The 26174-nt window shown below is 60.1% G+C and carries 22 protein-coding genes; 12 read left to right on the top strand and 10 right to left on the bottom strand.

The window, feature by feature from the left end; genetic code table 11:
- Positions 1-4 precede the first annotated feature (4 nt).
- From HGP12_RS08460 to HGP12_RS08450, 3 genes are all read right to left on the bottom strand, one after another.
- Positions 5-1486, bottom strand: a complete 1482-nt coding sequence (locus HGP12_RS08460) for a sugar ABC transporter ATP-binding protein (protein WP_168839355.1) — start codon at positions 1484-1486, stop codon at positions 5-7.
- Positions 1487-2027: 541 nt separating this feature from the next.
- On the bottom strand, positions 2028-3911 hold the full coding sequence (locus tag HGP12_RS08455; protein WP_168839356.1) for an MFS transporter: 1884 nt from the start codon (positions 3909-3911) through the stop codon (positions 2028-2030).
- A gap of 385 nt (positions 3912-4296) precedes the next feature.
- Positions 4297-5496 (bottom strand): MFS transporter, encoded by a 1200-nt coding sequence (locus HGP12_RS08450; protein WP_168839357.1) that lies wholly within the window; start codon positions 5494-5496, stop codon positions 4297-4299.
- 341 nt (positions 5497-5837) lie between these two features.
- Between HGP12_RS08450 and HGP12_RS08445 the strand changes: the two genes are divergently transcribed.
- From HGP12_RS08445 to HGP12_RS08420, 6 genes are all read left to right on the top strand, one after another.
- Positions 5838-7397: a radical SAM protein gene (locus HGP12_RS08445; protein WP_168839358.1), complete on the top strand. Its 1560-nt coding sequence runs from the start codon at positions 5838-5840 to the stop codon at positions 7395-7397.
- 414 nt (positions 7398-7811) lie between these two features.
- Positions 7812-8054, top strand: coding sequence for a DUF1127 domain-containing protein (locus HGP12_RS08440; RefSeq protein WP_168839359.1), 243 nt, complete (start codon positions 7812-7814; stop codon positions 8052-8054).
- 350 nt (positions 8055-8404) lie between these two features.
- Entirely contained in the window at positions 8405-9079 is a 675-nt protein-coding gene (locus tag HGP12_RS08435) for a response regulator transcription factor (protein WP_168839360.1), read from the top strand.
- Entirely contained in the window at positions 9076-10434 is a 1359-nt protein-coding gene (locus HGP12_RS08430; protein ID WP_168839361.1) for a sensor histidine kinase, read from the top strand. The genes HGP12_RS08435 and HGP12_RS08430 overlap by 4 nt, the downstream gene beginning before the upstream one ends.
- Before the next feature lie 103 nt (positions 10435-10537).
- Positions 10538-11119, top strand: a complete 582-nt coding sequence (locus HGP12_RS08425; RefSeq protein WP_246703289.1) for a class I SAM-dependent methyltransferase — start codon at positions 10538-10540, stop codon at positions 11117-11119.
- A complete protein-coding gene (locus HGP12_RS08420; RefSeq protein ID WP_246703288.1) occupies positions 11098-11733 on the top strand; it encodes a DedA family protein in 636 nt (211 codons plus the stop codon). The genes HGP12_RS08425 and HGP12_RS08420 overlap by 22 nt, the downstream gene beginning before the upstream one ends.
- 22 nt (positions 11734-11755) lie before the next feature.
- Here HGP12_RS08420 and HGP12_RS08415 read toward each other — a convergent pair whose 3' ends face one another.
- Positions 11756-12787: a class I SAM-dependent methyltransferase gene (locus HGP12_RS08415; RefSeq protein ID WP_168839364.1), complete on the bottom strand. Its 1032-nt coding sequence runs from the start codon at positions 12785-12787 to the stop codon at positions 11756-11758.
- Between the two features lie 257 nt (positions 12788-13044).
- Between HGP12_RS08415 and HGP12_RS08410 the strand changes: the two genes are divergently transcribed.
- Together HGP12_RS08410 and HGP12_RS08405 are read left to right on the top strand one after the other, a co-directional pair.
- Positions 13045-14985 carry a putative bifunctional diguanylate cyclase/phosphodiesterase gene (locus tag HGP12_RS08410; protein WP_246703286.1) on the top strand — a complete coding sequence of 647 codons (1941 nt, stop codon included), beginning with the start codon at positions 13045-13047 and terminating at the stop codon, positions 14983-14985.
- Between the two features lie 43 nt (positions 14986-15028).
- The gene (locus tag HGP12_RS08405) at positions 15029-15412 is read left to right on the top strand and encodes an ester cyclase (protein ID WP_168839366.1); all 384 of its coding nucleotides are present in this window, start codon (positions 15029-15031) and stop codon (positions 15410-15412) included.
- A gap of 61 nt (positions 15413-15473) precedes the next feature.
- Here HGP12_RS08405 and HGP12_RS08400 read toward each other — a convergent pair whose 3' ends face one another.
- The 4 genes from HGP12_RS08400 to HGP12_RS08385 form a co-directional block, all read right to left on the bottom strand.
- Positions 15474-17834 (bottom strand): cation:proton antiporter, encoded by a 2361-nt coding sequence (locus HGP12_RS08400; protein ID WP_246703285.1) that lies wholly within the window; start codon positions 17832-17834, stop codon positions 15474-15476.
- A 114-nt stretch (positions 17835-17948) separates the two neighbouring features.
- Positions 17949-19154, bottom strand: a complete 1206-nt coding sequence (gene pcaF, locus HGP12_RS08395) for a 3-oxoadipyl-CoA thiolase (protein WP_168878703.1) — start codon at positions 19152-19154, stop codon at positions 17949-17951.
- Positions 19155-19268: 114 nt separating this feature from the next.
- Positions 19269-19958 carry a CoA transferase subunit B gene (locus HGP12_RS08390; RefSeq protein WP_168839368.1) on the bottom strand — a complete coding sequence of 230 codons (690 nt, stop codon included), beginning with the start codon at positions 19956-19958 and terminating at the stop codon, positions 19269-19271.
- The gene (locus HGP12_RS08385) at positions 19955-20662 is read right to left on the bottom strand and encodes a 3-oxoacid CoA-transferase subunit A (protein ID WP_168839369.1); all 708 of its coding nucleotides are present in this window, start codon (positions 20660-20662) and stop codon (positions 19955-19957) included. The genes HGP12_RS08390 and HGP12_RS08385 overlap by 4 nt, the downstream gene beginning before the upstream one ends.
- Positions 20663-20812: 150 nt before the next feature.
- Between HGP12_RS08385 and HGP12_RS08380 the strand changes: the two genes are divergently transcribed.
- Entirely contained in the window at positions 20813-21568 is a 756-nt protein-coding gene (locus HGP12_RS08380; protein WP_168839370.1) for an IclR family transcriptional regulator, read from the top strand.
- Between the two features lie 9 nt (positions 21569-21577).
- Here HGP12_RS08380 and HGP12_RS08375 read toward each other — a convergent pair whose 3' ends face one another.
- Positions 21578-22465, bottom strand: a complete 888-nt coding sequence (locus HGP12_RS08375) for a helix-turn-helix domain-containing protein (protein ID WP_168839371.1) — start codon at positions 22463-22465, stop codon at positions 21578-21580.
- Positions 22466-22578: 113 nt separating this feature from the next.
- Between HGP12_RS08375 and pobA the strand changes: the two genes are divergently transcribed.
- Complete coding sequence (gene pobA / locus HGP12_RS08370) at positions 22579-23751, top strand: 4-hydroxybenzoate 3-monooxygenase (protein WP_168839372.1); 1173 nt, start codon at positions 22579-22581, stop codon at positions 23749-23751.
- 167 nt (positions 23752-23918) lie between these two features.
- Here the strand turns inward: pobA and pcaQ are convergent, their stop codons facing one another.
- Positions 23919-24863 carry a pca operon transcription factor PcaQ gene (pcaQ, locus tag HGP12_RS08365; RefSeq protein WP_168839648.1) on the bottom strand — a complete coding sequence of 315 codons (945 nt, stop codon included), beginning with the start codon at positions 24861-24863 and terminating at the stop codon, positions 23919-23921.
- Positions 24864-24957: 94 nt separating this feature from the next.
- Between pcaQ and pcaD the strand changes: the two genes are divergently transcribed.
- Positions 24958-25764, top strand: a complete 807-nt coding sequence (pcaD, locus tag HGP12_RS08360; protein WP_168839373.1) for a 3-oxoadipate enol-lactonase — start codon at positions 24958-24960, stop codon at positions 25762-25764.
- The gene (gene pcaC, locus HGP12_RS08355) at positions 25764-26168 is read left to right on the top strand and encodes a 4-carboxymuconolactone decarboxylase (protein WP_168839374.1); all 405 of its coding nucleotides are present in this window, start codon (positions 25764-25766) and stop codon (positions 26166-26168) included. The genes pcaD and pcaC overlap by 1 nt, the downstream gene beginning before the upstream one ends.
- Positions 26169-26174 lie beyond the last annotated feature (6 nt).

Here is a 26174-nt window from a genome sequence, read left to right as displayed (position 1 = left end):
CTCATCAGGCATATTCCTCGTTCTGCCGGTCGCCGGCGGTCGCATGAGCGATTTCCTTCAGGGTATGGTGCTCCATCAGCAGCACCCGGTCGGCGACTTCGAGCGCCTCTTCCGGATCGGATGTCGCGATCAGCGTGGCGCGATCCGCATGGGCGCGTATGGCGGCGATAATATCCTGGCGAGCGCCGACATCGACACCCTGGAAGGGCTCGTCGAGCAGCAGCAGGCGGCTCGGCTCCGCCTCCCAGCGCGCGAGCACGACCTTTTGCTGGTTGCCGCCCGACAGCGACCAGACGGACGCCTCCGGGCCAGGCGCCTTGATGCCAAGGCGGCGAATGGCTTTTTCGCCTTCGCGGGTCTCTCGTCCGGAAAACAGGAAGCCCGACGGATACCATTGCTTCAGGTGCGGCAGGCTGATCGTGGCGGCGATGCTTTCGCCCGGCCAGTCCAGCGGCATGAGCGAGGAGCGATGCCGGTCGGCGGCGGCCATGACGACGCCGTGCGCGATTGCATCCGCCGGCGAGGCGGGCCGAAATGCGGTGCCGTCGAGAAGAGCGCTGCCCACGGCGAAGCGTTCGAGGCCGAAAAGGGCCGAGAGAAGCCGGCTCTTGCCTGCGCCGAGAACGCCGGTAATCGCCACGACTTCGCCGGCATGGAGCTTGAGATCGATCGGCGGGCTGTCGGCAAGCAGCTGCACGCGCTGAAGTTCCAGCACCGTCCGGTCGAACTGTTCACGGCGATGCGGGCGGGCCGCCGTCATCGATCGTCCGATCATGGTTTCGATGGCGGCGTCAAAATCGATGGGGCGTGTAAGGGCACCGACATTGCGGCCGCCCCGCAGGATATCGACACGGTCGGCGAGTGCGTCGAGATCCGCGGTTCGATGCGAAATATAGAGGATACCCAGCCCGCGCGCTTTCAGCTGACGGACGATGTCGTAGAGACGGCCTGTCTCGCGTGCGGAAAGGCTTGCCGTCGGCTCGTCTAGGATCAGCAGCTGCGCCTTGTTCGACAGGGCGCGGGCGATGGCAACCATCTGCCGGTCCGCCGTGCCGAGGTCGCCGAAATCCCGATCGAGCCGTAGGTTGAAACCGGCTTCCGAGAGGATGGCCTCAGCTTTTCGCCGCACCGAGCGCTTCGACAGGAAGAAGGGCTGGCGCCCATCGACGAATCGATTGAGCAGAAGGGCATCCGCCACCGAAAGGCCCGCCACGCCGACAACGTCAGTGGATTGGTGCACAGTGACGATACCCTGGGCTACGGCCTCGGCGGGGCTATCGGCGTGATAATCATCGCCGTTCCACAGGATCCTGCCTGAATCGGCACGGTGAATGCCCGACAGGATCTTCACCAAAGTCGATTTTCCCGCGCCGTTGGCTCCCATCAGCGCGACGACTTCGCCGCGGTCGATGGTCAGCGACGCACCTGCCAAGGCCTGTGTCGAGCCGAAGGCAAGCGAGAGATTTTGGATATCCAGCAAAGTCATGCGTGCAGGCTCGATGATTGTCTGCGACAGACCTAATCCATCGCCGCTCAATCACAAGGATCGGCCTTGCTTTGTCGATTTATTCTATAGAATAAATTTTCATTCGGTTTTTGTTTAGCTCTACTGGTGATCTCCGTTGGCTGGCATGAGGTCGATCAAACAATATGTCGCCCTGCAGCGCGTGAGTTTAATTTTGTCCGAAATGCCAAGCGTGCTGAAAAACCCTTTCTTTAGTCTACTAATTTTATAGACAATATAAAAGCTACGATATCGCGGATTTCCGTAATCGTGACGACATTCGTTTCGCCTGTTCGGTTATATGCGCCAGGAGCCTTTATGGACACAGTACTTTACCTTGCATCCCTTGCAACCCGACCGAGCCTCGCTGCAAGCCGACGCATCTGGCCGATGCTGCAACACGTCCTGGCCGCCCTCATGGTGCTCTTTTCCTTCTTATTATTATTGCACGCTCTTTGCGGTGCCTGAAGACAGGCGAAGAAAGGCCCGCCATGCGAGGTCGCAGGACGGGCCTCTCATGCGGTTACTTGATGGCGTTGAGATCGACACCCTTGGTTTCGCGAACGAAGATAAGGCCGATGACCAGCGTCATCGCAGCGATCGCGATCGGGTACCAGAGTCCATAATAGATATCGCCTGTGGCGGCACTCATCGCAAAGACCGTTGCCGGCAGCAGGCCGCCGAACCAGCCGTTGCCGATATGATAGGGCAGCGACATGCCGGTATAGCGGATGCGGGTCGGGAACATCTCCACCAGGATCGCGGCAATCGGGCCATAGACCATCGTCACATAGATGACGAGGATCGTCAGGATCAGGATGGTTAAAGGCCAATTGATTGCCGAGGGATCGGCAACCATCTTGAAGGCGCCGCCATTGGCGATGGTATAGACCGGCATCTCGGTTGCGCCGCCGGCCTGATCCGCCGTCAGCAGTTTTGCCTTCACGAGATCGGCAACGGGCGTCACCGTCTTGTCGCCAGCGCGCACGGTTGCAGCATTCAGCCCAAGCTCCGGGTTGGCGGCGACGAAGGCATCCAGCTTGGCGTCCGGAACCTTGGCAGGATCGCGGGCGAGCGGGAAGCCTGCCTTTTGCAAGGCGAGGCTCATGTCATGCGTGAAGGCGGCGCTCTTGGCCGCAGCGCCCGCACCGGCGGCCGTGGCCTCATAGGACGTCACGGTTGCGTCACCGACCTTGATGGTTGCCGGCTGCCCGGCAGGACCTTCGGCGATCGTATAGGGTACGGATGATTTCGACAGGAACGACGTCGCGATATCGCAGGAATTGTTGAACTTCGCCGTTCCCACAGGGTTGAACTGGAACGTGCAGTCGCCGGGAGCTGCCGTGACAGTGGCGCGGATGCTCTGCTCCGCCTGGGCAAGCGCCGGATTTGCCGCGTGGGTCAACGCCTTGAACAGAGGGAAATAGGTGAGGATCGCCAGAGCGAGACCCGCCATGATGATCGGCTTGCGGCCGATCTTGTCGGAAAGCCAGCCGAAGAACACGAAGAAGCCACTGCCGATCAACAGCGCGATGGCGATCATGATGTTGACCGATTGGCCGTCGACCTTCAGCACGTTTTGCAGGAAGAACAGCGAGTAGAACTGGCCGGCGTACCAGACGACCGCCTGACCGGCGGTAAGGCCGAGCAGGGCGATAAGGGCGATCTTTGCATTCTTCCATTGGCCGAAGGCTTCGGAGAGCGGCGCCTTGGAGCCCTTGCCTTCTTCCTTCATCTTCTTGAAGGCCGGCGATTCACTGAGCGACAGCCGGATCCAGACGGAGATGGCGAGCAGCAGGCAGGACAGCAGGAAGGGAATGCGCCAGCCCCAGGCGGCAAAGGCCTCCTTGCCGAGGGCGTTCTGCACGATCAGGATGACGATCAACGACAGGAACAGGCCGAGTGTCGCCGTCGTCTGAATCCAGGACGTATAGTAACCACGCCTGTTGTCGGGCGCATGCTCGGCGACATAGGTAGCGGCACCGCCATATTCACCGCCAAGCGCCAGGCCCTGCAACAGGCGCAGGATGATCAGGGTAACGGGTGCGGCGATACCCCAGCTTGCCGCGCCGGGCAGAACGCCGACCAGGAAGGTCGAAAGGCCCATGATCAGGATCGTGACGAGGAAGGTATATTTGCGCCCCACGAGGTCGCCGATGCGTCCGAAGACCAGGGCGCCGAATGGCCGGACGAGAAAGCCCGCGGCGAAGGCCAGCAAGGCGAAGATATTACGGGTCGCTTCCGGATAGTCGCTGAAGAACGCCGCGCCGATGAAAGCGGCCAGCGACCCATAGAGATAGAAGTCGTACCATTCGAACACTGTGCCGAGCGAAGAGGCGAAGATGACCTTCTTCTCTTCCCTGGTCATGCCTCGACCGTTCGTCTCGGCCGCGGACGTGGTTGCCATGAATCAATCCTCCCAATTGCACCAGGGACATGGTCAAAAGACCGGTGTCATGTCCCCCATGATGACATTACGCAGGACTTTCCTGCCGATGGGCGCGGAAAGTCGCGCCAGTGGGTGCTCTCCCGATTTCCTCCTCCGGGAGATCACGCACCTGATGCATTTGCGAGTGTTGGCTAAAAATTGAAAATTGCAATGCCTGCAACCGCTGTCGCTTATGGAAAACTGTGCGTAAAGCATCAAGAAATACGAATATGTCGCTGGCCGTCGCCATCGTGGCGGACCCATGTCAGGAGGCTGGCGCCAGGAAGATTGGCGTCAGCCTATTTGAAATGCGCCGCGCGTGCCGGAGATCGCAGCCCCATGTCTGCGCTGCTCTAGGCCTATCTCATGCCGGCTGCAGTCGCCGGCGCCGCATCGGCGGAAAGGCGAGGGCGATGCCGGCAGCCCCCAGCCCGACCATGGAAGAGCCAATGAACAGCCACGAGTAATTGGCGAAACTATCGAAGATCCAGCCGCCGATCAGCGGCCCGGCCGCCATGCCGATGCTCGACAGCATCGATACCGCGCCGAAGACGGTGCCGATGACGCGCGGCCCGAAATATTCTCGCGCAAGCACCGCATAAAGCGGCATGACGCCGCCATAGGCGCTGCCGAAGACGACCGCCAGCGCGTAGAACTCGCTGAGTTTGCTGACCAGCAGGTAGGTGGCAAGTGCTGCCGCCTGTACCAGCAGCCCGGCGATCAGCACGGGTTTGACGCCGAGCCTGTCGGCAAGCGTGCCGTAGAGCAGGCGGCCGCCGAGGCCGGCAAGTCCCTCGACGCTGTAGATGCTGACCGCAGCCATCGGGCCTACGCCGCAGATCGTGGCGTAGCTGACCATATGGAAGATCGGCCCGGAATGGGCCGCGCAGCAGGCAAAGAAGGTGGCGCCAAGGACGATGAATTGCGGCGAGCGGAAGATATGGCCGAGCGGCAGGCTCGTCTCGTCCGCCTGCCCACCCCAGCTGGAGGTCTCTGCCGGAACGGGCGCGCGCCGCACCAGCAGTGCCGCCGGGATTAGAAGGACCCACGCCATGATACCGATGAGAAGCATGGCGAAGCGCCAGTCATAGGCGGAAATAAGGTAACGGGCGAAAGGCGATACCGTCATCGGCGCGACGCCCATGCCGGCCGACACCAGCGACACCGCCGAGCCTCTTCCCTTGTCGAACCATGCGGTTGTCGCCGCGATCATCGGCGCGAAAAAGGCGCTGGCGGCAAGGCCGACGAGAATGCCGTAGGTCAGCTGGAATTGCAGAAGCGAGCCGGCTCGGCTCGCCAGGACCAGCGCAAGCCCGAGCAGCAGCGCCCCGATCATCACCACGATGCGGATGCCGAAACGGTCGCTTGCGGCACCCCAGGCAAAGGCGCCCAAGCCCATCGTCAGGAAGTTCAGCGTCATGGCGGCGGCGATACCGGCATGCGACCAGCCCGTCTCTGTGGCAATGGGCACCTGAAAGATCGCCAAGGAAAACATCGCGCCGAGTGCGACGCAAGTCATCAGCGCACCGGCACCGACGATCACCCAACGGTAGGACGAAATCATTTCGCAGCTCCTTTCAGCCAGCTCGATCAGCGCGGAGAAAGACCAGGAATTCATCTCACACGACGCGCCTGCAATAAAGACGATCGTCTGGCGTTGATTTCGACATCGCCCTCGGAAAAAATTTCCGGTACTTTGGTGGCACAGGGAAGATGCGGGAGTCCAACCTCCCGCCGACGGGCCGGGCGAAATTTAATCCTGAGCTCATATACGGCTGCTAAGACAGCGGCCTCGATGCCAAGACCGGCCTCGCCCCCGAAGGGCGGGCGCAGGCAGATGCGAATGAAATACAAGCTCAGCGCAATACCGAACCAGATCTTCAAAGTCGTGGAGCGGCATATTCAATGGCTCATATCGTCATCATCAATCCGCGCTTCGAAACCTCCTACTGGGGCATGGAGCATGCGCTGCCGCTGTTCGATGTGAAGGCCAATCTTCCGGTCGCCTGTCTGCCGCTGCTTGCGGCGCTGACGCCCGCGGAGCACACCGTTACCCTCGTGGACGAAAATATCCAACCGATAGACTACGACCTTTGCGAGAGGGCCGACATCGTCGCGCTGACGGGCATGATCGTCCAGCGCTTCCGGATGACGGAGATTCTGACCGAGCTCAAACGACGCAATTGTTTCACCGTCGTCGGCGGACCCTGGGTTACGGTCAAGGAGGATTATTTCGGCAATCTCGTCGATGTCTCCTTCATCGGCGAGGCGGAAGAAACCTGGCCGAAATTCTTGGCTGAATGGCAGCAGGGCAACCATGTGCGGCGCTACGAACAGTCAGACAAGACGGATATGAGCAAGGTGCCGGTGCCGCGCTTCGACCTCCTGAAGATGGATGAATATGCGGTCGGCAGCATCCAGTTCTCGCGCGGCTGTCCCTTCACCTGCGATTTCTGCGATATCATCGTGGTCTTCGGCCGCAAGCCGCGCATCAAGGCCAGCGCGCAGGTCATCGCCGAGATGGAGGCGCTGCTGGCCGCGGGAATGGATACGGCCTTCATCGTCGACGACAATCTGATCGGCAATAAAAAGGCGATCAAGGAGGTCTTGCGCGATGTCGTCGCTTGGCAGGAAAGACGTCATTATCCGATGACGTTTCTGACCGAGGCGTCGATCGACCTGGCTGACGATGCGGAGCTGATGCAGCTGATGGTCGACGCCAATATCCGTGTCGTCTTCATCGGCATCGAAACGCCGAACGAGGAGGCGCTGCGCGAAACCAAGAAGCTGCAGAACCTGCGCAAGGGCGGCACGATGCTGGAAAAGATCCACACGATCCAGCAGACGGGGATGGAAGTCTGGTGCGGCATGATCCTCGGCTTCGACAGCGACGATGCGACCATCTTCGATGCGCAGCGTGTCTTCATCAAGGATGCGCGCATCGTCAACGCGATGATCGGCATGCTCGCGGCTATTCCGAAGACACCGCTCTATACGCGTCTCGCCAAGGAAGGGCGGCTCGATCATGATGATCCGCCCGCCTTCGGCACCAACGTCATTCCGCTCAAGCTCTCGCGGGAAACGCTGCGGGACGGATATCTCTCCGTCCTCAGCGATCTGCATCAGCCGACGGCCTATTTCGACCGGCTGGATGCGCTCTATATCGATGCACGCATCGAACCGGAAAGCACCCGCTTACGGCATCTTCGCCGCCATCCCTTACGTTTACTGGCACTCAACGCGACATGGGCGATGGAGGCGGCCGGAATTTTCGTTCGCTTGATGCGACGCGTGAAGGAGGAGGATCTGCGCGCCGTCTATCGCCGACGGCTTCTAAATCTCCTGCGGCATCGCCGCTCCCCGATCATCTTGCAAATCTACGCGATCAAGTGTGCCATGCACTATCACGCCCACATTATGGTCCAGCAGATGCACAGCGGCGGCGGCATCGTCAACTCGTTCTAGCGACGCTACGGCGAAGAGCTTCGTTGCAAATGAGCCTGTTTTGTTGTTGCGCCGGCGCAACACCAGAATCGAGATTCCTGCAATTCGAAATTGTGGGGTTGCCGATTCTCCGATCTTGCGTATTATACGCTCATCCGCAAATCAAACAGAGGAGGCGTGACATGCATCATACACAAATGTTTACATACGTCTCCGGCGGAGTGCTCGTTACTGGATTGGTATGCACCATGCCAACCACACGACGAGCTTTTATTTAAAGCTGATAAAAGCTTTATCTACCGCCGTTTAGGCACTTTTCCCATAACCATACTATGACTTGCCGAGGGAATGAATGCGCGCATGTTTTGCGCGCTTGCTCCTGAAGCCGGTCAAGCTTCAAGAGGACCTGGCTGCGTAATCGCGCCAGGAAGGACAATGACGCATTCACAATTTTTAGTTGCCGATAGTTTGACGGCGACGATCAATGAACTGTACCAGAAATTCGGTGCTTGGAGGACCGCACGCGCCCTGCTGCTTGTCATCTGGAGGCAGCGGCAAACGCGTAAGCAGGTATGCGAACTGTCGAACTACCAGCTTCGCGATATCGGTCTGCCGGAGCGGGAGGAAATTCTGGGTCATCCCAATTTCCTGGCGCTGCAGCTGCGCCGCTTCGGTTAGGTTGGAACGATGGGCATGACGCTTCATCGTATTTCGCCGATCGAAACTGGTTCGGAAATATCCTTTGGCCGCTGGCGCCAAAGAATGGAGAGCGTGATCGGCGCACGGAATCGAGCGATTCCGTGCGCCGCCGGTTACCAATGAAACTGTTTCCGTCGCGTTCCGTGCAGGGAAGGGCAATCGATGCTCTCCCTTGCCGTGTCGCGAATGATGATCGTCGGCCATATCGATCCGCTCGACGGCTGTCGGAGTGCGACTTCTGCAGCCGCGATGCTGTCGTGCAAGATTGGGTCGCAATGTTCTCGCAATCCGCCTATGCCATGTAATTGTCTGATGACAGGGGTTGGCCATTGCGGATTTTATTGCTTGAGGACGAGCCGGAAATGGCGTCGGCACTGAGTGCTGCCTTGCAAGCCCGCGACGCCATCGTCGATCATGTATCGATGCTGGCCGATGCCGAGGAGGCCGCGAGAAGTATCCCCTATGATGTCATTCTTCTCGACCGCCAGGTTCCGGACGGCGACGGTCTCTCGATCGTTCCGAGGCTGCGTGCTGCCGGTGTCGGGACGCCGGTGATCGTGCTGACGGCGCGAGGCGACCTCGAAGACCGCATCGGTGGTCTCGATACCGGCGCCGACGACTATCTCGTCAAACCTTTTGCTGTGGAGGAGCTGCTGGCGCGATTGCGTGCCATCATGCGCCGTCCGGGTGACGTGCGAAGCGAGGTGGTGAGTTTCGGCAGGCTATCTTATGATTTCGATTGCCATGATGTGCTGATCGACGGCGAACGGCTCGAATTGCCCCGCCGGGAATTGCTTGTCTTCGAAGCGCTTGCGCGTCGCATGGGGCGCACCGTGCCGCGCCACGCATTGGAGGAGGCCGTCTATGGCTTCGCGGATGATATCCAGTCCAACACGCTGGACGCCCATGTCTCCCGGTTGCGCCGCAAGCTCGCCTCCCTGGAATCCGGCCTGGAAATTCATCCGGTTCGCGGCGTCGGCTATCTCATGAGAAAGACGTCATGAGCGCCAGCCAGCCTTCCTTGCGATGGCGCCTCGTCTTGCGCCTGTCCGTCTTGCAGGCGATTTTTCTGACTGTTCTCGCGCTCCTCATCATTGCCGCTCTCTGGATGACCGGCAGCTTCATCTCGCTTCAGCCGGAAGACGAAACCATCGACGCCATTGCGCAGTCGATCGCCCGGGATCAAGACGGCACACTGATGCTGAAGAATACGCCGGCCCTTGCAGCGCGCCGCGTCGATTTGCCGGGGCTCTGGTTCGTCGTGCGGGATCGCGGTGGCGCCTCGATAACAGATGGGAGCGTACCGCTGGCCTATGCGAATGTCGGCGGGGCGCTTGATGGCATCGGGCAGGCCCGTTTCGGCAGCAATCTCGGCGAAAGTATCGCGCCTGCCGCACGTCTGCAATGGGTAGGATCCCCGGCAGGCGAGGTGCAGGTGCTCACGGGCGTCGACGGCAGCGTATCGACGGTTCGTGTGCTTACGGCCGTTAGCATCGTGTTCTTCAGCGCTCTCCTGCCGCTTCTCATCGTAACGGCGATCGCAACGATGGTCGCTGCGCCGTTGGTCGTTCGCCGCGCCTTTTCCTCGCTCGACTCTGCCGTTTCCCGCGCCGGGCAGATCGACATCAATCGTCAGGGCACGCGGCTGCCGGTGGACGATGTCCCGCGAGAGATCCTGCCGCTTGTCGAAGCCGTCAACGATGCTCTCGGCCGGTTGGATGAAGGCTATGAACGGCAGAAGCGCCTTTTCGCTCATCTCGCGCATGAATGGCGGACCCCTGTCGCGATCCTGCAGACGCGCCTTGATGGGTTGCCGTCCGGCCCGCTAAAGGAACGGATCTTCGAAGATACGGTGCGCCTTGCGACCTTGGCCGAACAGTTCCTCGATCTTCAGCGCCTCAATCACCGCTTCGAGCCGGCTGCGATCAATCTCGTCGAAGTCGCGCAGCACGTGGTTTCCGAGCTGGCGCCGCTCGCCATTGCCGCCAACTACGAGCCATGTTTCATCAAGGATGAGGACGTGGTTGAAATTCTCGGCGATCGGGCGGCGCTTGAGCGCGCGGTTGCCAACCTCGTGCAGAATGCGATCCAGTATGGCGGCCGCAACGGCCGGATAACAGTCCATGTCGGTCGTTCTACCGGCATTACGGTTGCCGATGAAGGTCGCGGCATTCCGCCGGAGGAACGAAACCGCATCTTCGAGCCGTTTTATCGTCTTCAGGGACACGGCAAGGGGTTCGGTCTCGGGCTCAACCTCGTCCAGGAAATTGCCAGACTTCACGGTGGGCGGGTTGTCGTCCTGGAGGGACCGACTGGCGGCGCGGCTTTCCGGCTGAGCTTCCCCGTGGCGGATCGATGATGTCGCGCCATTCCGGTGCAATGTTCCCGCAATTGGCTTCTCGTAGGAAAAGCCTGCCGCGCAGGCGAATCTCTCGGGCTTTAGGTGGGAATGCATGTCGAACATGTCTTTATTTCTGCGAACTCTGCTGACAAATCCGCGGATGGTTGGTGCGATAGCGCCCTCCGGCACCATGCTCGCCGAGCTGATGACCAGCGAAGTTGATCCTTCGGCTGGACCCGTTCTGGAGCTCGGTCCGGGAACGGGCGCCTTTACGGAAGCTCTGCTTGCGCGTGGCGTATGCGAAAAGGATCTGACGCTGGTCGAGTACGCCGACAGCTTTGCCAGCATGCTTCGACGGCGGTTTCCCACCGCTCGCGTCGTCTGCGCTGATGCGGCCAGGCTCAGGGCTCACGGCCTGCCGGAAGAGGCGCCGTTCGGCTGTGCGATCAGCGGGTTGCCGTTATTGAACATGTCGCCGAAGACGGTCATTGCCATTCTGACCGGTGTCTCGTCGAGGCTACGCGAAGGCGGCGCACTTTACCAGTTCACCTATGGCATGCGCTGTCCCGTGCCGTATCGGCTGCTCGACCGGTTCGGTTTCAAGGCAACGCTGCATGGCCGAGTGCTGCGCAATTTCCCGCCCGCCAGGGTCTACAAGATTGTCCGGCGCAAGCCGCTTCATTGCGCGGTGATCGGCAGATGAGTGATTTGTCCGATCTGTTGGGTATCATGCCGGACCTGGCCTCATGGGGGTTGCTTGGCCTTGCGCTGTGTTCGACGATCGAGAAACTTCTACCCATCATACCATCCGTCGGCATGTTCATCATGCTTGGCATGCTGAGCATTACCAGCCCCGGCGATCTGCCCTTCGCAATCATCATCACGGCTGCAGGTTCAACGGCAGGCTCGTTGGTCTGGTATGGAATGGGCCGATGGTTGGGGGCTGAACGTGGAGATGCCTTCGTGATGAGGATGGGCAGGCGGCTGGATATCAGCGATGAGTGGTATTGGCGACTGAAGAGCCATTGTCATCGCCATCGGACATCGGTGGCGTTTGTCGGTCAGCTTATTCCGGTGATCAGAGCCTATATGGCATTTCCTGTGGGCGTGCTTGCCATACCTGTACCTGGATTTGCCATCGCGACATTCGTCGGTGCAGCTGTTTGGAACGCGCCGTTTCTGGCGTCGGGTTATATGCTGCGCAAGCAGGTCTTCGCGCAGGATACAGCGACGTCTGCCGCTTTCGCCGCCATCCTGGTCTATCTTCTGCTCTTTGCTTTGTTCCGTCTTCGCCGGCTAAGCCGCAACGCGGCTTAGCCGATCGCACTGCTTTCGCGGGCTACACGGTCAGGACCGCATAGATGACGCCGCCGTTTTCACCACGCGTGACCGAAACATCCGTGACCGGATGCTTGACCTTGTCGATGATCGACTGGACATCTTCGTCCGTTCGCCAGATCAACGGCCAATTCATGAAAGTTTCCATGTAGCCTTCGACGCCGATATCCTTCGCAAAATTCGCGAGAAGGAACTTGCCGCCTGGCTTCAGCATCTGCAGGCAGCGCTCCGTCAAGCGAACGGCGACGCTTTCGGCAAGATAGTCGTAAAGACCGGCTGCGTAGATGAAATCGAACGTGCCGAGCTTTTGCGCACGCCCCAGGATGGTGCGAACGGAGCCGTTGATGGCTTCGATGCAACTGCCATGGAAGGCCGAACTTACGGTGCCGACGCTGACGGGATCCTGATCGAGCGCGATCCAGCGTTTGAGCCTGCCGCTTTGCAGAGCCTGGGAACGCTCAGCTTCGCGAAGGTGCCCAGCCGCAATCGCCAGGATTTCAGCCCCGTCGTTCTTCTCGGCCACCGCATCGACATGCGCCGCCAGAAGATCGCGCCTTTCCCGCACGGCAACGGCGGAGGCGGCTTGCCGGGTGAAATCGTAAACTTCGGCGCCGAGCGCCGAGGCCTCTTCCACCTGTGCGGCAACAGATGGGTGTTCATAAATGAAGTCGAGCAGATAGGCATCGCCGCTATAGCCGCGCGGCTTTTCGAAGGACCATCGGGTCAGAGGGTCCTGAAGCAGGAAGGATGAAACTGGATGCGTCTGCGCAATCGCGGCGAGATGCGCCCAAGTCAGCGGCGCCGTCTTGTTCTTCAACGCCTGCAAGCGCTCCGTCAAGGCTTTCATGATGCCCTGAACCGGCGCATTCGCTTCAAATCCCTGCTGTGTCAATGACAGAATAAGGGCGAGTTCAGCCTCGCCCTCTTTAATTTGTTCGGTTGTAAGATCGTTACCCGATGATCTCGTATGTTCCGAGATAGATTGCGCGGTAACAAGGCTATAGCCATCAAGAGCAGTTTGAAATTGTTTCAATTTTAAACGAGTCCGTGAACACTCCGCAAACCATATCTCAGATAAAAATTGAGCGCTATGGTTTTGTTAATGTCGCTGCGGCAACGCTGTCGTTATCAAACGGATCAAATTAGCCGCCTTGGTGAAGCGAGTGATTGGTTCAGTCGAGCGACGCAAAGGTAAAAGCGGTGGACATGAAGTCTCGGCTAACTCGGGTGATGATGAGTATGCGTCGATTGTGGGGAGAAAGCGGTTTTGGCTGGGGAGAGGCTCGCTTGATGAGCAATCCTGGCGAGCTTCGTGCGCTCTACAAGGACTACGGCAACGAGGCGCGTCGTGCTCTGGCTCGCAGCGGCCTGTGGCTTGCGGTGCCCGTTTATCTTCTTTTCCTGGTAACCGACCTGATATTCACTCCCGACGTCTCCCACGTGACGATTCCGGCGCGTTTTTTCATCGGCGGCACTTCGCTCCTTATTCTGGAGATCCAGTTTGCGCGCCAGCGTCGCGCGGGAGAGCTTGAGGCTACATGTGCCGGCGCCGTGGTCTTCGGATATGTCGTGTGGCTCGTGCCGACGCTGCAGACCGCCAATGCCGAGGCCTTTTCCTATTATGCTGCCTTCGGCGCCATTTTCATGATGGGCGTCAACCTCTTCTTCAGCCTCGAATTCGCTCTGGCGCTGGCATCGTCGGGGCTGATCTTCGTCATCTTTCTGCTGTCGCTTGCGGAGTTTCACTACAGCCCGGCCTATTGCCTGGCTTTTACGACCTTTTATCTCTGCTGTTTCGTTTTCACCTCCTATGTGAACTGGAAATTGAACAAGGAGCGTTTCAACGTCTTCCTCAATGCCAGAGAAGCCGAACTGCAGCAGCGCCAGGCGACGGAACGCGGGGAGGCGCTGCTGCGCCTGTCCATTACGGACTCCCTGACCGGAATGGAAAACCGGCGGGCGGCCGATATAAGGCTGAAACAGTTCTGGGAGCGCTGGCGCGAGGATGGCGTGGCATTTGCTGTCCTGTTGGTCGACGTCGATTTCTTCAAGAAGTTCAATGACTATTATGGCCACCAGGAAGGCGACCATTGCCTCGTCACCGTGGCCAATGCCCTGTCGGATATTGTGGCCCCCTTGGGAGCGACCGTCGGACGATACGGCGGCGAAGAGTTCATCGTCATACTCGATCTGGAGCGCGGATCAGACGCACTGGCCCTGGCGGAAGCCATTTGCCAGGGGATCGAGGCGCTCGATATCGTTCATGCCCAGCGGCTCGATGGCTTCAGGCACGTCACTGTCAGCGTAGGGGCGACGGTGACGCGGGACGCGGCCGGCACGAAGCTGGAAAACGTCATCAATGAAGCCGACCGCGCCCTCTATTCCGCAAAGGCGAGCGGCCGCAACTGCGCCAGGATATTCGATCCGAACGAGCTTCCGGGTGGGGACGCGAGCGAGACCATCGCGGCCATATTGAAGATCGCCATCCAGCAGAACCTTGTCTCTTTGGTCTATCAGCCGATCCAGTATCTCGATACGGGAGAAATAGGCGCCTATGAGGCCTTGATGCGCCTGCAATTGCTCGATGGTTCGAGCTCTTCCCCCGCGATCTTTATTCCGATAGCGGAGCGAACGGGAGCCATCATCGAATTGGGCTACTGGGCGATCAGGCGGGCGTGCTGCGAACTGCTATCCCGCGACATCGTCGAAACGGTCAGCGTCAACGTCTCTCCGATCCAATTGCGCGCTCCCGGCTTTGCGGCGCAGGTGGCCGCCATACTGGCCGAAACCGGCGTTTCCGGGCACAGGATCGCGTTCGAGATCACCGAGGGCGTCGACATGGAAATACGCCCCGACGTGCTCGACAGCGTTCAGGATCTCAAGAGGCTCGGCATCAAATTCTGGCTGGACGATTTCGGCACGGGCTTTGCCGGTCTGTCCTGGCTTCGCCTGATGGATTTTGAAACCGTGAAGATCGACAAATCATTTCTTCACGACGCCGCGAATAACGAGGGTGCCAAGATCCTTCTTGAAGATATCATCGGCCTCGTGCGCAATCGCGGGCATCGCATTCTTGTCGAAGGGATCGAGAATGAAGAGCAGCTCGATCTGGTCAAATCCTTTGGAATCGATGCCGTTCAAGGATACCATATCGGCCGGCCCGCGCCGCCGCTCAAGCATCCGATTGCGGTCAGGCATGCGGGACATCGACGCTGGCAGGCATCGGCCTGAGCGCCGGTGCCGGTCTCAGCGTCACCGCAAAGGCAGCAGCGCGATGAGCGTCAACCTCTCCGACATCCACCGAAACTATATCGCCTGCCTGAACCGGCAGGACTGGCCGAACCTTGGCAGCTTCGTCGATAAGGACGTTCACTACAATGGCGCCCCCGTCGGATTATCCGGCTATCGCAACATGCTCGAGGGCAATTTTCTGGCAATCCCCGACCTTCATTTCGACATCCGCCTGCTGATTTGCGCGCCGCCACATGTCGCCAGCCGCCTGCTGTTCGATTGTACGCCAAAGGGGCTGCTGTTCGGCATGCCGGTGAACGGCAGGAGGGTTCAGTTTTCGGAAAACGTCTTCTATGAGTTCCTGGACGGCCGAATCCGGACCGTCTGGTCGATCATCGACAAGGCTGCCATTGCAGCCCAGCTATGATGCAGAACCCAGGCGCAGTCGCCTGACCCGAAAAAGCGGTTGGCGTGGAAATCGGTTTTTCCTAATTCGTCCCGATCGGGGCATTTGCGAGATCGGTTTCGATGAAAATGCATGACCTATCGGCCGTTTGCAGCAATGTGTCGGCGACACCGCCGTAGGAAAGGCTGCCGCTCGCCCGCTTGCTCACGCCGAGCACGATCAGATTGTATTTTCCGCTGCGGGCATGGCGCAGGATCGAAAGTTCGGGTGAAGGTCCCTGTTGAACGACTTTTTCGATTTTGACGCCATAGTAATCGGCAATCGCGCCAACCGTCTTTATAACGTCCCAATTATCGGGGCCGCGGTCGCTGATGCGCGGAATGGCTTTGGCTTGCCGCGGCTCTACGATCAGCAGCAGGGCACAGTGGGCGTTCGTCGCCTTGGCAACGGCAAGCCCGAATTCCGCGGCCCTGACGGAGCGCTCCGTGCCGCTGACGGGGAGTAGGATTCGCAGGTCCCGAGGCCGCTCCGGCAGCGCGCCCCGTGCCGTAACGATGACGGAGGCTCCCTTGAAGGCCGACGTCATGACCTGCAGGGCTTCACTGAAGCGACCGTCCTCTCCCATCGACGGTTCGATGCCGGTGAAGAGAAGGTCGTGGCCGGTGCTCGAGATGTCGCCGAGCATGGTTTCGAGCTTGCCGTCCCTTTCGCGAACCGTGACGTGGATGTCGCTTTCGGCGGCCATGTTCTTGTCAGGCGGCGCCGACGACAACAGATCGGTTGCGCATTGGCGCAGATCCTCGGCGACGGCTCGGGCTTGCGACGGTGATCCTGCGGCCGTCGCCATTTCCGCCTCTCTCTCGGCGTCCTTCGGCTCGCGCACGTCGAGGACGGTGACCGGCATCTTGCGCGTCACCGCGAAGAAGGCGGCGATCCAGGTTGCAAGGCGGCTGCTTTGCGAGCCGTCGACGGTGAGAAGGATGCGTTCGAAATTGGCCACGAAGCTTTCGCTCTCGAACTGTTCGCGCTCGAGCCGGTTGCGCTCCTCTTCGCGCAGCGGCAGGCGCGCCAGTGCCCAACGAAGCGTGGGCGGCATAGCCATCGTCGTGATGACGGCCATGGCGACGATGACGGAGAACAGCTTCTCGTCCAGAACGCCGACGGACAGGCCTATGGTCGCGACGATCACCTCCGTCGATCCCCTGGCATTCATGCCGCAGCCGAGCGCAAGGGCTTCCGAAACCGAATATCCACTGGTCTTGGCGGCTGCGAAGGCTCCGCCGAACTTGCCGATGCTGGCGATGACGACGACGGCGGCGGTCAGCAACAGGATGGAGGGATCGGCGAGGACGGTGAGGTCTGTCTGCAGGCCGGTCAGCCCGAAGAAGACGGGCATGAAAAGCGCCGTCGTCAATGCGCGAAGCTGCACGTCGATCTGACGGGTAAGGATTGGCGATTCACCGACGAGGACACCCGCGACGAAGGCGCCAAGCACGGTATGGACGCCGATAAGATTGGTGATGATCGCCATCGTGCCCATGATCGCGACGATGGCGCTGAGCACGGGCAGGTCACTGCGAAAATTGTCGTTGGTCCAGCGGATGATTTCGAAGACGATCCGTCTGCCGATGGTGAAGCTGACGGCCATGAAGGCCAATGTGCCGATCGCGCTGGTTGCCAGGGTCGTAAGATCGACCGTACCCTTTTCGGCAAGGCCGAATGTGATGGCGATGATTACCCAGCCGATCGTATCGTCGATGATGGCGGAGGCGACGATCAATTGACCGATATTCCGGCGCATGAAGTCCATCTCGCGCACCACGGAAGCGACGATCTTCACCGAAGAAATGGAAAGCGCGGTGCCCAGAAAGAGAGATGTGACCAGCCGCTTTTCGGGATCGGGAACCAAGGCGTCCGGAATGAACTCGCCAAGCGCGAAACCGGCAACGAAGGGAATAACGATACCCGCCAGCGAGACACCGGCGGCGGATTTGCGCAGGCGCTTTGCCAAGCCGAGATCGGTTTCCATGCCAGCTAGCAGCAGAAGGAAGAGAATGCCGAGCTGACCGATCGCGTCGGTCATGCTTTTCTGGCCTGCGTCCGAAGGAAAGAGGCTTGCCTGCACATGTGGAAAAGCCAGGCCGAAAAGGGAGGGGCCAAGGATGATGCCGGCGATGATCTGGCCCATGATCGACGGCTGGCCGATGCGCACCATCCATTCGCCGAGCAACCTGCCCGAGACGACAAGCAGAACGATCTGCACCAGAAACAGCCCTTCGGAGGCGTGGCTGGCCTTTTGCCCTTCGGCTGCGAAGGCGATTTGCGCAACCGACAGCGACAGGATGAGGGCAATGGGAAGGGTCAGGGCGCTTGAAGGAAATAATTTTGAGAATTTCTGGCGTGACGGCATGGATCGATCCCACTGAGCAGCAGGAAAACGCATCAGAGCCTTCGCCGTTCCAGATGGCATCGGTAATTGCCATCTTGGTTTGCACAGCATTTGCGGTTGTAAGCCGGTCCGCCGCCTTTGGAGCGACGGACCAAAACCGATTGGAAATCAGACGCGTTCCAGCGCGATGGCAATTCCCTGGCCGACGCCGATGCACATGGTTGACAGCGAATAGCGCCGGCCCGTTTCCTTCAGTTCCAGGGCAGCCGTGCCGGTGATGCGCGCACCCGACATGCCAAGTGGATGACCGAGCGCGATGGCGCCGCCATTGCGATTGACGCGCGCGTCGCCATCGGCAATGCTGAGTTCGCGCAATACCGCAAGTCCCTGCGAGGCGAACGCTTCGTTGAGTTCGATGACGTCGAACTGCTCTTGGCGCATGCCGAGGCGGGCCATGAGCTTACGCGAAGCCGGTACGGGGCCGATGCCCATGATACGCGGAGGGACACCGGCGGCCGCCCCGCCAAGGATGCGGGCAATCGGTGTAAGGCCATATTTTTTAGCTGCTGCTTCAGACGCAATGATGAGCGCGGCCGCGCCGTCATTGACGCCCGAGGCGTTGCCGGCCGTCACGGTGCCGCCTTCCTTCTTGAAGGGCGTGCCAAGCTTGGAAACCGCTTCGATCGAGGTTGCGCGCGGATGCTCGTCCTTGCCGACAACAACCGGATCGCCCTTGCGCTGCGGGATCGTGACTGCGGTGATTTCCTTGGCAAGCCGGCCGTTCTCCTGCGCTGCCGCAGCCTTCGCCTGCGAGCGAACGGCAAAGGCGTCCTGATCCTCGCGGCTGACCCTGTAGTCCTCAGCGACGTTCTCGCCGGTCTCTGGCATGGAGTCGACGCCATATTGCTTCTTCATGACAGGATTGATGAAGCGCCAGCCGATTGTCGTGTCGTAGATTTCGGCGTTGCGCGAAAAGGCGCTTTCGGCCTTGGGAATGACGAAGGGCGCGCGCGACATGCTTTCGACGCCGCCAGCGATCATCATATCGGCTTCGCCGGCGCGGATGGCGCGGGCGGCTGCGATGATGGCGTCCATGCCCGAGCCGCAAAGCCGGTTGATCGTCGTGCCGGGCACTGTAACAGGCAGGCCGGCCAGCAGGCTTGCCATGCGCGCGACGTTGCGATTGTCTTCGCCGGCCTGGTTGGCGCAGCCGTAGATCACATCGTCGATGGCTTCCCAGTCGACCGAGCCGTTGCGCTCGATCAGCGCCTTCAGCGGCACGGCGCCGAGATCGTCGGCGCGGACGGAAGAAAGCGACCCACCGAAACGCCCGATCGGGGTGCGGATATAGTCACAGATAAATGCGTCGATCATGGTCTTCTCCCTACGGCATGTCGCGCAAAAAAGTGCGGCGGTTTTGCGATAACGACATGCGAAATATTATAAGCTTAAAGCGTATCGCGCGAATCTGAAAGATCGCAACGTGCTTTAGAGCGTCGGCACGACGAGGTCGGCAACGGGACGGTCGGCATGGAGTGGAGCGCCGGTCATCGCCTGCAGCTCGTCCATCGTCATGGCGGCAAGCTTTTCACGCACGACGAAGCCTTCTTTGGCAATGTCGATGACCGCATGGCTCGTATAGATGCGGGTAATGCAGCCGACGCCGGTCAGAGGGAAGGTGCAGGCCTCCACCAGTTTCGGCTTGCCGTCCTTCGTTACATGTTCGGTGATGACGAAAACCTGCTTGGCGCCATGCACCAGGTCCATGGCCCCGCCAACCGCAGGCACGCCCTTGGAGCCAACGCGCCAGTTGGCGAGGTCGCCATTCTGCGCCACCTGATAGGCGCCGAGGATTGCGACATCCAGATGGCCGCCGCGCACCATGGCGAAGCTATCGGCGTGATGGAAGAAGGACGCGCCCGGCTTCAGCGTGACTGCTTTCTTACCTGCGTTGATCAGATCCCAATCTTCCTGTCCTTCCGCCGGCGGCTCGCCGAAATTCAGAATGCCGTTTTCGGTGTGGAAGATCGCCTGACGGCCCGGAGGTTGGTACCGGGCGACCATTTCCGGAAAGCCGATACCGAGATTCACATAGGCGCCATCCTGGATGTCCTGAGCCGCGCGCCAGGCGATCTGGGCGTTGGAGAGTTTGATGTCTTCGCGTGTGTCGACGGTCATGCGTATTCCACTCCGGCTCGAATGAGATTTTCTTCCTGTTGTGGATCGGCGACTTCCACCACGGCGTTGACGAAGATTCCGGGGGTGACGATGTGCTCGGGATCGAGCTCGCCGGCGGCGACGATTTTAGAGACCTGCGCGATCGTCCTGGTCGCGGCCATGCACATCAGTGGATTAAAGTTGCGGCCGGCTTTGTTGTAAATGAGATTGCCCTGCACGTCGCCGACTTCAGCTTTGACAATAGCGAAATCGGCCTTGAGCCAACGCTCCTGAACATAGTGGCGCCCATCGAATTCTGCGATGACTTTGCCGTTGGCGAGTTCGGTGCCATAGGCGGTTGGGGTGTAGAAAGCCGGAATGCCGGCACCGCCGGCACGGATGCGTTCCGCGAGAGTCCCCTGAGGCACCAATTCCAGCTCGATTTCGCCGGCCAGATAGCGGTCCGTGAAAGCGCGTGGATCGGATGAGCGCGGGAAAGAACAGATCATCTTCCTGACCATGCCGGCATCGATCATCGCAGCGATGCCGATACGTCCATTGCCGGCATTATTGTTGATGACGGTCAGGTTCTTTGGGCCTTTGTCGATCAGCGCATGGATGAGTTCGATCGGCGCGCCGGAGCCACCAAAACCGCCGATCATGACGGTTGCACCATCGCCGATGTCCGAGACGGCGGCTGCCGTACTCGCAATTGTCTTATCCATGCGGATTCTCCCATTTGCCATTGCCGGCGGATTAAGACGATCCGTCCTTCTCGTTCGAATAGATCAGCATGGGTTGGACGGCAATTGTTTTGTGCGTTATTTGATTTTTGTTCATATATCGCACAAACTATAGGAAGTTTGGAGGGCACTATGCGCGAAACGGATTTCGTCAGCGGCTTTGCCAAGGGATTGAAAGTCATCGAAGCCTTCGGCGAGACGCGGCAGCGCCTGACGATTGCCGAAGCGTCGAAGCTGACCGGGCTTGATCGTGCCACCGTGCGCCGTTCGTTGCTGACGCTCTCCGAGCTTGGCTATGCCGTCTATGACGGAAAATTCTTCACGCTGACGCCGAAGATCCTCAGGCTCGGCCACGCCTATCTGGCCGCGACACCGCTGCCGATCATCATCCAGCCGCATCTCGATCAGCTTGCCGAGCGCGCCGGGCAGAATGCGTCGGCTTCGGTGCTGGATGGAACCGAGGTCGTCTATATCGCCCGCGCCTCGCAGCGTCGGGTGATGTCGATCAACCTGACACCAGGCAGCCGCCTTCCGGCCTTCTGTGCCTCGATGGGCCGCGTTTTGCTCGCCGCTTTGCCGGAAGGCGAAGCACGTTCTGTACTCGGGCGAACCGACCTCAAGGCGAACACGCCGAATACCAAGACTGATCCGGAGGAGCTGATGGCGGAATTCCGCCGCGTAAGAGACCAGGGCTATGCCGTCATCGACCAAGAGCTGGAAATAGGCCTCTGCTCGATCGCCGTGCCGGTCGAAAACGATCGCGGCCAGACCGTGGCGGCGATCAATATCGGCGCACCGGCCGCCTATGTCGCAGCTTCCGATATGGCGGAGCGTTTTCTGCCATTGCTGAAGGAGACGCAGAAGGCGCTGAGGCTGGTGCTGCCGTAACCGTAACCGTCACATCCCAAGCCTCTCCCGCTCCTCGATCCGCCAGGCGCGCGGTGTTTGGCTCGTCTGCTTGACGAAGAAGCGGGAGAAATAGGCGGGGTCGGCAAAGCCGAGGCGATAGCTGATTTCCTGCACCGTCGCGAAGGTGAAGACCAGTTCGCGCTTGGCCTCGTCCAACAGCTTGCGCGTGATCAATTCGTGCGTGCCGTGCCCTGTCCGGCTGCGCACGATGCGGCTGAGATGCGCCGGCGAGATGCCGAGGCTTTCGGCATAGAAGGCGGCTGGCTTGTGCGAGCGGAAGTGTCGCTGGATCAGGCCCTGGAGCATCTCCATCCGGCGCTCGCCCTCATCGCCCGCACTTGATCCTTCATCGGCTTTATGGGCGATCCGCGCCGTCAGCAGCAGGGCCGAGGTCAGATACGCATCGAGCAGATCGTTGCGGCCGTTTCGGTGGCTTGCGAACTCCTCGCCCAGGCGTTTCAGTGTGCTGGCAATATGGGCGGCATCTTCATTACGGGTATCCAGCAAGGTCAAATGCGGATCGGCAAGCCATGCACCCAGCCGGCTGCGATCGCCCGGCGCCGCCTTGAGGTGCGAGATCAGCACGGTGATAACGAAGCCGTCAATATCGCGCGAAAACCGGAAGCCGTGTTTGATTTTTGGCGGCACGGTAATGACGGCGGGCGGCGTAATGGCGTGGGGAATTTCGCCAAAGATTGCGTCGCCGGATCCGGCATCTATGTACAAGATCTGAAAAAAGTTCTCATGCCGGTGCGGGCGGATCTCCCAATGATGAAGGCTGCTGCGGGAGGGAATTGTCTCGCAATGCAGCCAGAAATCCGGCTTTCGGCCGGTATTTTCGCCATAGAGCTCATAGGTCGGCACAGTCTTCGTCACGGCTCTCCTCCCTTGCCATGTTTGATTTGTGCAATTTCATGACCGAAATGTCCATTGCGGATCGGCCATGCGCCGAAGAGACTTGAAGCAAGAAATACGCATGGGAGGAGACGATGCGCACTCAAGTCGCCATTATCGGTTCGGGGCCGTCGGGGCTGCTGCTCGGCCAGCTGCTGACGGAGGCCGGCATCGACAACGTCATTCTCGATCGCGTCGGCAAGGATTACATTCTCGGCCGCGTGCGCGCCGGCGTTCTGGAGGAAGGCACCGTCCGCTTGCTGGACGAGGCGAAATCCAGTACGCGCCTGCATGCCGAGGGCTTGCCGCATGACGGCTTCTCGCTCGCCTTTGACGGCCGCGATCATCGTATCGATCTTCATGGTCTGACAGGCGGCAAGCGGGTCGTGATCTACGGCCAGACGGAGATGACACGCGACCTGATGGAACGCCGCGAGGAATGCGGTGCTCCGACCATATATGGCGCGAACAATGTGCAGCCTCACGGTTTCAATAGCGATACGCCTTATTTGACCTATGAGAAAGACGGCATTTCGCATCGCATCGATTGCGATTTCATCGCCGGTTGTGACGGCTTTCATGGCGTCAGCCGCAAGTCGGTTCCGAAAAAGGCGGTTCGCAGCTTCGAGAAGGTCTATCCCTTCGGCTGGCTTGGGGTTCTGGCCGAGGTGGTGCCGGTCAATCACGAGCTGATCTATGCCAACCATCCCCGCGGTTTCGCTCTATGCTCCATGCGATCGATGACGCGCAGCCGCTATTACATCCAGTGTCCGCTCGACGAGAAGGTCGAGGATTGGAGCGACGATCGGTTCTGGGATGAGCTGCGGCGCCGGTTGCCGGCTCATCATGCAGAGGCCCTGGTCACGGCATCGTCCTTCGAGAAATCGATCGCGCCGCTGCGCTCCTTCGTGGCCGAACCCATGCGTTTCGGCCGTCTCTTCCTCGTCGGCGATGCCGCGCATATCGTGCCGCCAACCGGTGCCAAGGGGCTCAATCTGGCGGCGAGCGACGTGCATTACCTGTTTTCGGGGCTTGCCGAGCATTATCAGGATCGCTCGAACGCCGGACTGGAAGTCTACTCCGCCCGCGCACTCGCACGGGTCTGGAAGGCGGTGCGCTTCTCCTGGTGGATGACGACGATGATGCATCGCTTTCCCGATACCAGCGATTTCGACCAGAAGATCCAGGAAGCCGAGCTCGATTATCTCATCCATTCGCGTGCAGCCTCGACGGCGCTCGCTGAGAATTATGTGGGCCTGCCGTTCTGAAGCGGGGCAATCGCCTATGGATAGGTAAGCCCCTCATCCGTCCTCTCACAGTTCGCTTCGCTCAACTGTTCGAGTCCACCTTCTCCCCGCACGCGGGGCGAAGGGGTTTGGCACTGTCGCCCCCTCTGCCCGTCAAAACGGGGAGAGGGCTGGGGTGAGGGGCATTTTCAGTTTTCTAAGCCGCCTAAAAACTTCTTGGTGACCTCGCTTGCTGACTCCCGGATCGTCTGCATCAGGATCGACAAGGGGAGGGTGGGAATGGCGTCGGTGCGAACGGTCAATCCCACCGGTCCCTTCGTCTCGCTGGTGTCGATCGGTAGCAGGGCTAACAGCCCGTCATCGACATCGCCGGCAACGACGCCGGCCGAGATAATCCAGATGGCGTCGCTCGATCGCACGAAGGCGCGGCCGAAGGAATCGGAAACGGTTTCGATCTGGTTGGGCAGTCCGCCGGCGCCGTTAGCGATCAGGAAGCTCTCGACGAAGGGGCGAATGATCGAACCGCGAGTCGGCATCAGGATTGTGTAGCGGCTGAGATCGGCAAACAGTGATTGCCTGTCGGACAGCAACGGATGGCCGGCTCGGACGGCGAAGACGACCTGTTCGGAATAGAGATGCTCGAAGGAAAAGCCGGTCATCTTGTCGGGGCTTGCCAATCGGCCGACGACGAGATCGAGATCGCCGATGCGCAATTGCTCCAGAAGCACGGCGTTTTCGCCGGTCACGATCTTGATGCGGCTCCAGGTCTCTTCCTTGAGAAATAAGTCCATCGCCCGCGGCATGATCCGTGTGGAAACCGTCGGCAGCGCGCCGACACGGATCGGTGGCGCCTCCCCGGAACGCTCCTGCGAGACGGAATCCAGCCCCTGCCTGAGGGCTGTGAGTGCCGCGCCGGCATGGCGGAGAAAGACTTCGCCGTAGCGGGTGATGCGGATGCCGCGCCCATCGCGCTCGAAGACGGCGACCCCAAGCGCCTCTTCCAGCTCGCGGATGGTTTTCGTCACCGCCGGCTGGCTGATATTCAGCAGTCCGGCCGCCTTGATCACGCTTTTCTGGCGTGCAACCTCGACAAAGGTCTGCAGATGGCGGAACTTGATGCCTGCGTCGAGCATGCTCATTCATAACCCCGGAGTTATCGTAGAGCAAAGAAATATCATTTTACCTAACCAGATTATACATCCAATCTCGCGGCCGAGGAGATTTCCAGTGCAGTTTGCCCGCATCAACGACGTTACGATCCACTATCAGATCATCGGCGGCCCCGCCGACAAGCCGGTGCTTGTCTTTGCCAATTCGCTCGGCACCGATTTCCGGATCTGGCGTGATGTGATCGTGCGGCTGGCCGGCGATTTCGGCATCGTACTTTACGACAAGCGGGGCCATGGTCTCTCCGATCTTGGCCAGATGCCCTATTCCATTGAGGATCATGCGACCGATCTAGCCGGCCTGCTCGATTTCCTTTCGGTCAAGAATGCCATTATCTGCGGCCTGTCGGTCGGCGGGCTGGTCGCGCAGTCGCTCTATCAGCGTCGCCCGGATCTGGTGCGGGCGCTGGTCCTCTGCGACACCGCCCACAAGATCGGCACGGCCGAGAGCTGGAATACCCGCATCGCGCAGGTCGAGGCTGACGGCATCGAATCCATCGTCGATGCCATCATGGAACGCTGGTTCACGCCCGCCTTCCGCCGTCCGGAAAACATCGCGTTTGCCGGCTATTGCAACATGCTGATCCGCCAGCCGGTCGCAGGATATGTTGCCACCTGTGCCGCGCTTCGCGATGCCGACCTGACCGAAGCTGCGGCCAAGATCGCCGTGCCCACCATCTGCATCGTCGGCGATCAGGATGGCTCCACTCCGCCGGAGCTGGTGCTTTCGACGGCAAAGCTCATTCCGAATGCGCGCTATGAAGTGATCAAGGACGCCGGCCATATCCCCTGCGTCGAACAACCCGAGGCGTTGACCGAAGTCATCCGTGCCTTCATCGACGTCGTCCTGCGTGGAGAACAAGCCTGATGAATGACCTGACCGCGCCGTCCGAGCGCTATCTGCAGGGCATGGCGACACGCCGCGCCGTGCTCGGCGATAGCCATGTCGATCGCGCCCAGCAGGGGTCGACCGAGTTCGATCAACCCTTCCAGGAGCTGATCACCGAAGCGGCCTGGGGACATGTCTGGTCGCGCCCGACGCTGAGCCTGCGCGAACGGTCCATCGTGACCATTGCCCTGCTCGCCGCGCTCGGTCAGGATGACGAGGTGGCCATGCATGTGCGCGCCACGCGCAACACAGGCGCGACGCGCGATGACATTTGCGAGGCGCTTTTGCATGTGGCGATCTATGCCGGCGTGCCGGCCGCCAACCACGCGATCAAGATCGCCAAGCAGGTTTTCGAACAGATGGACGCCGAGCAGGCGGCATGAAGCGAG

Source organism: Rhizobium sp. P28RR-XV (genome assembly GCF_012641385.1).
Lineage (GTDB): Bacteria > Pseudomonadota > Alphaproteobacteria > Rhizobiales > Rhizobiaceae > Rhizobium.
The sequence above is the reverse complement of the archived record's forward strand: the minus strand, read 5'-3'. Positions and strand labels throughout refer to the sequence as shown.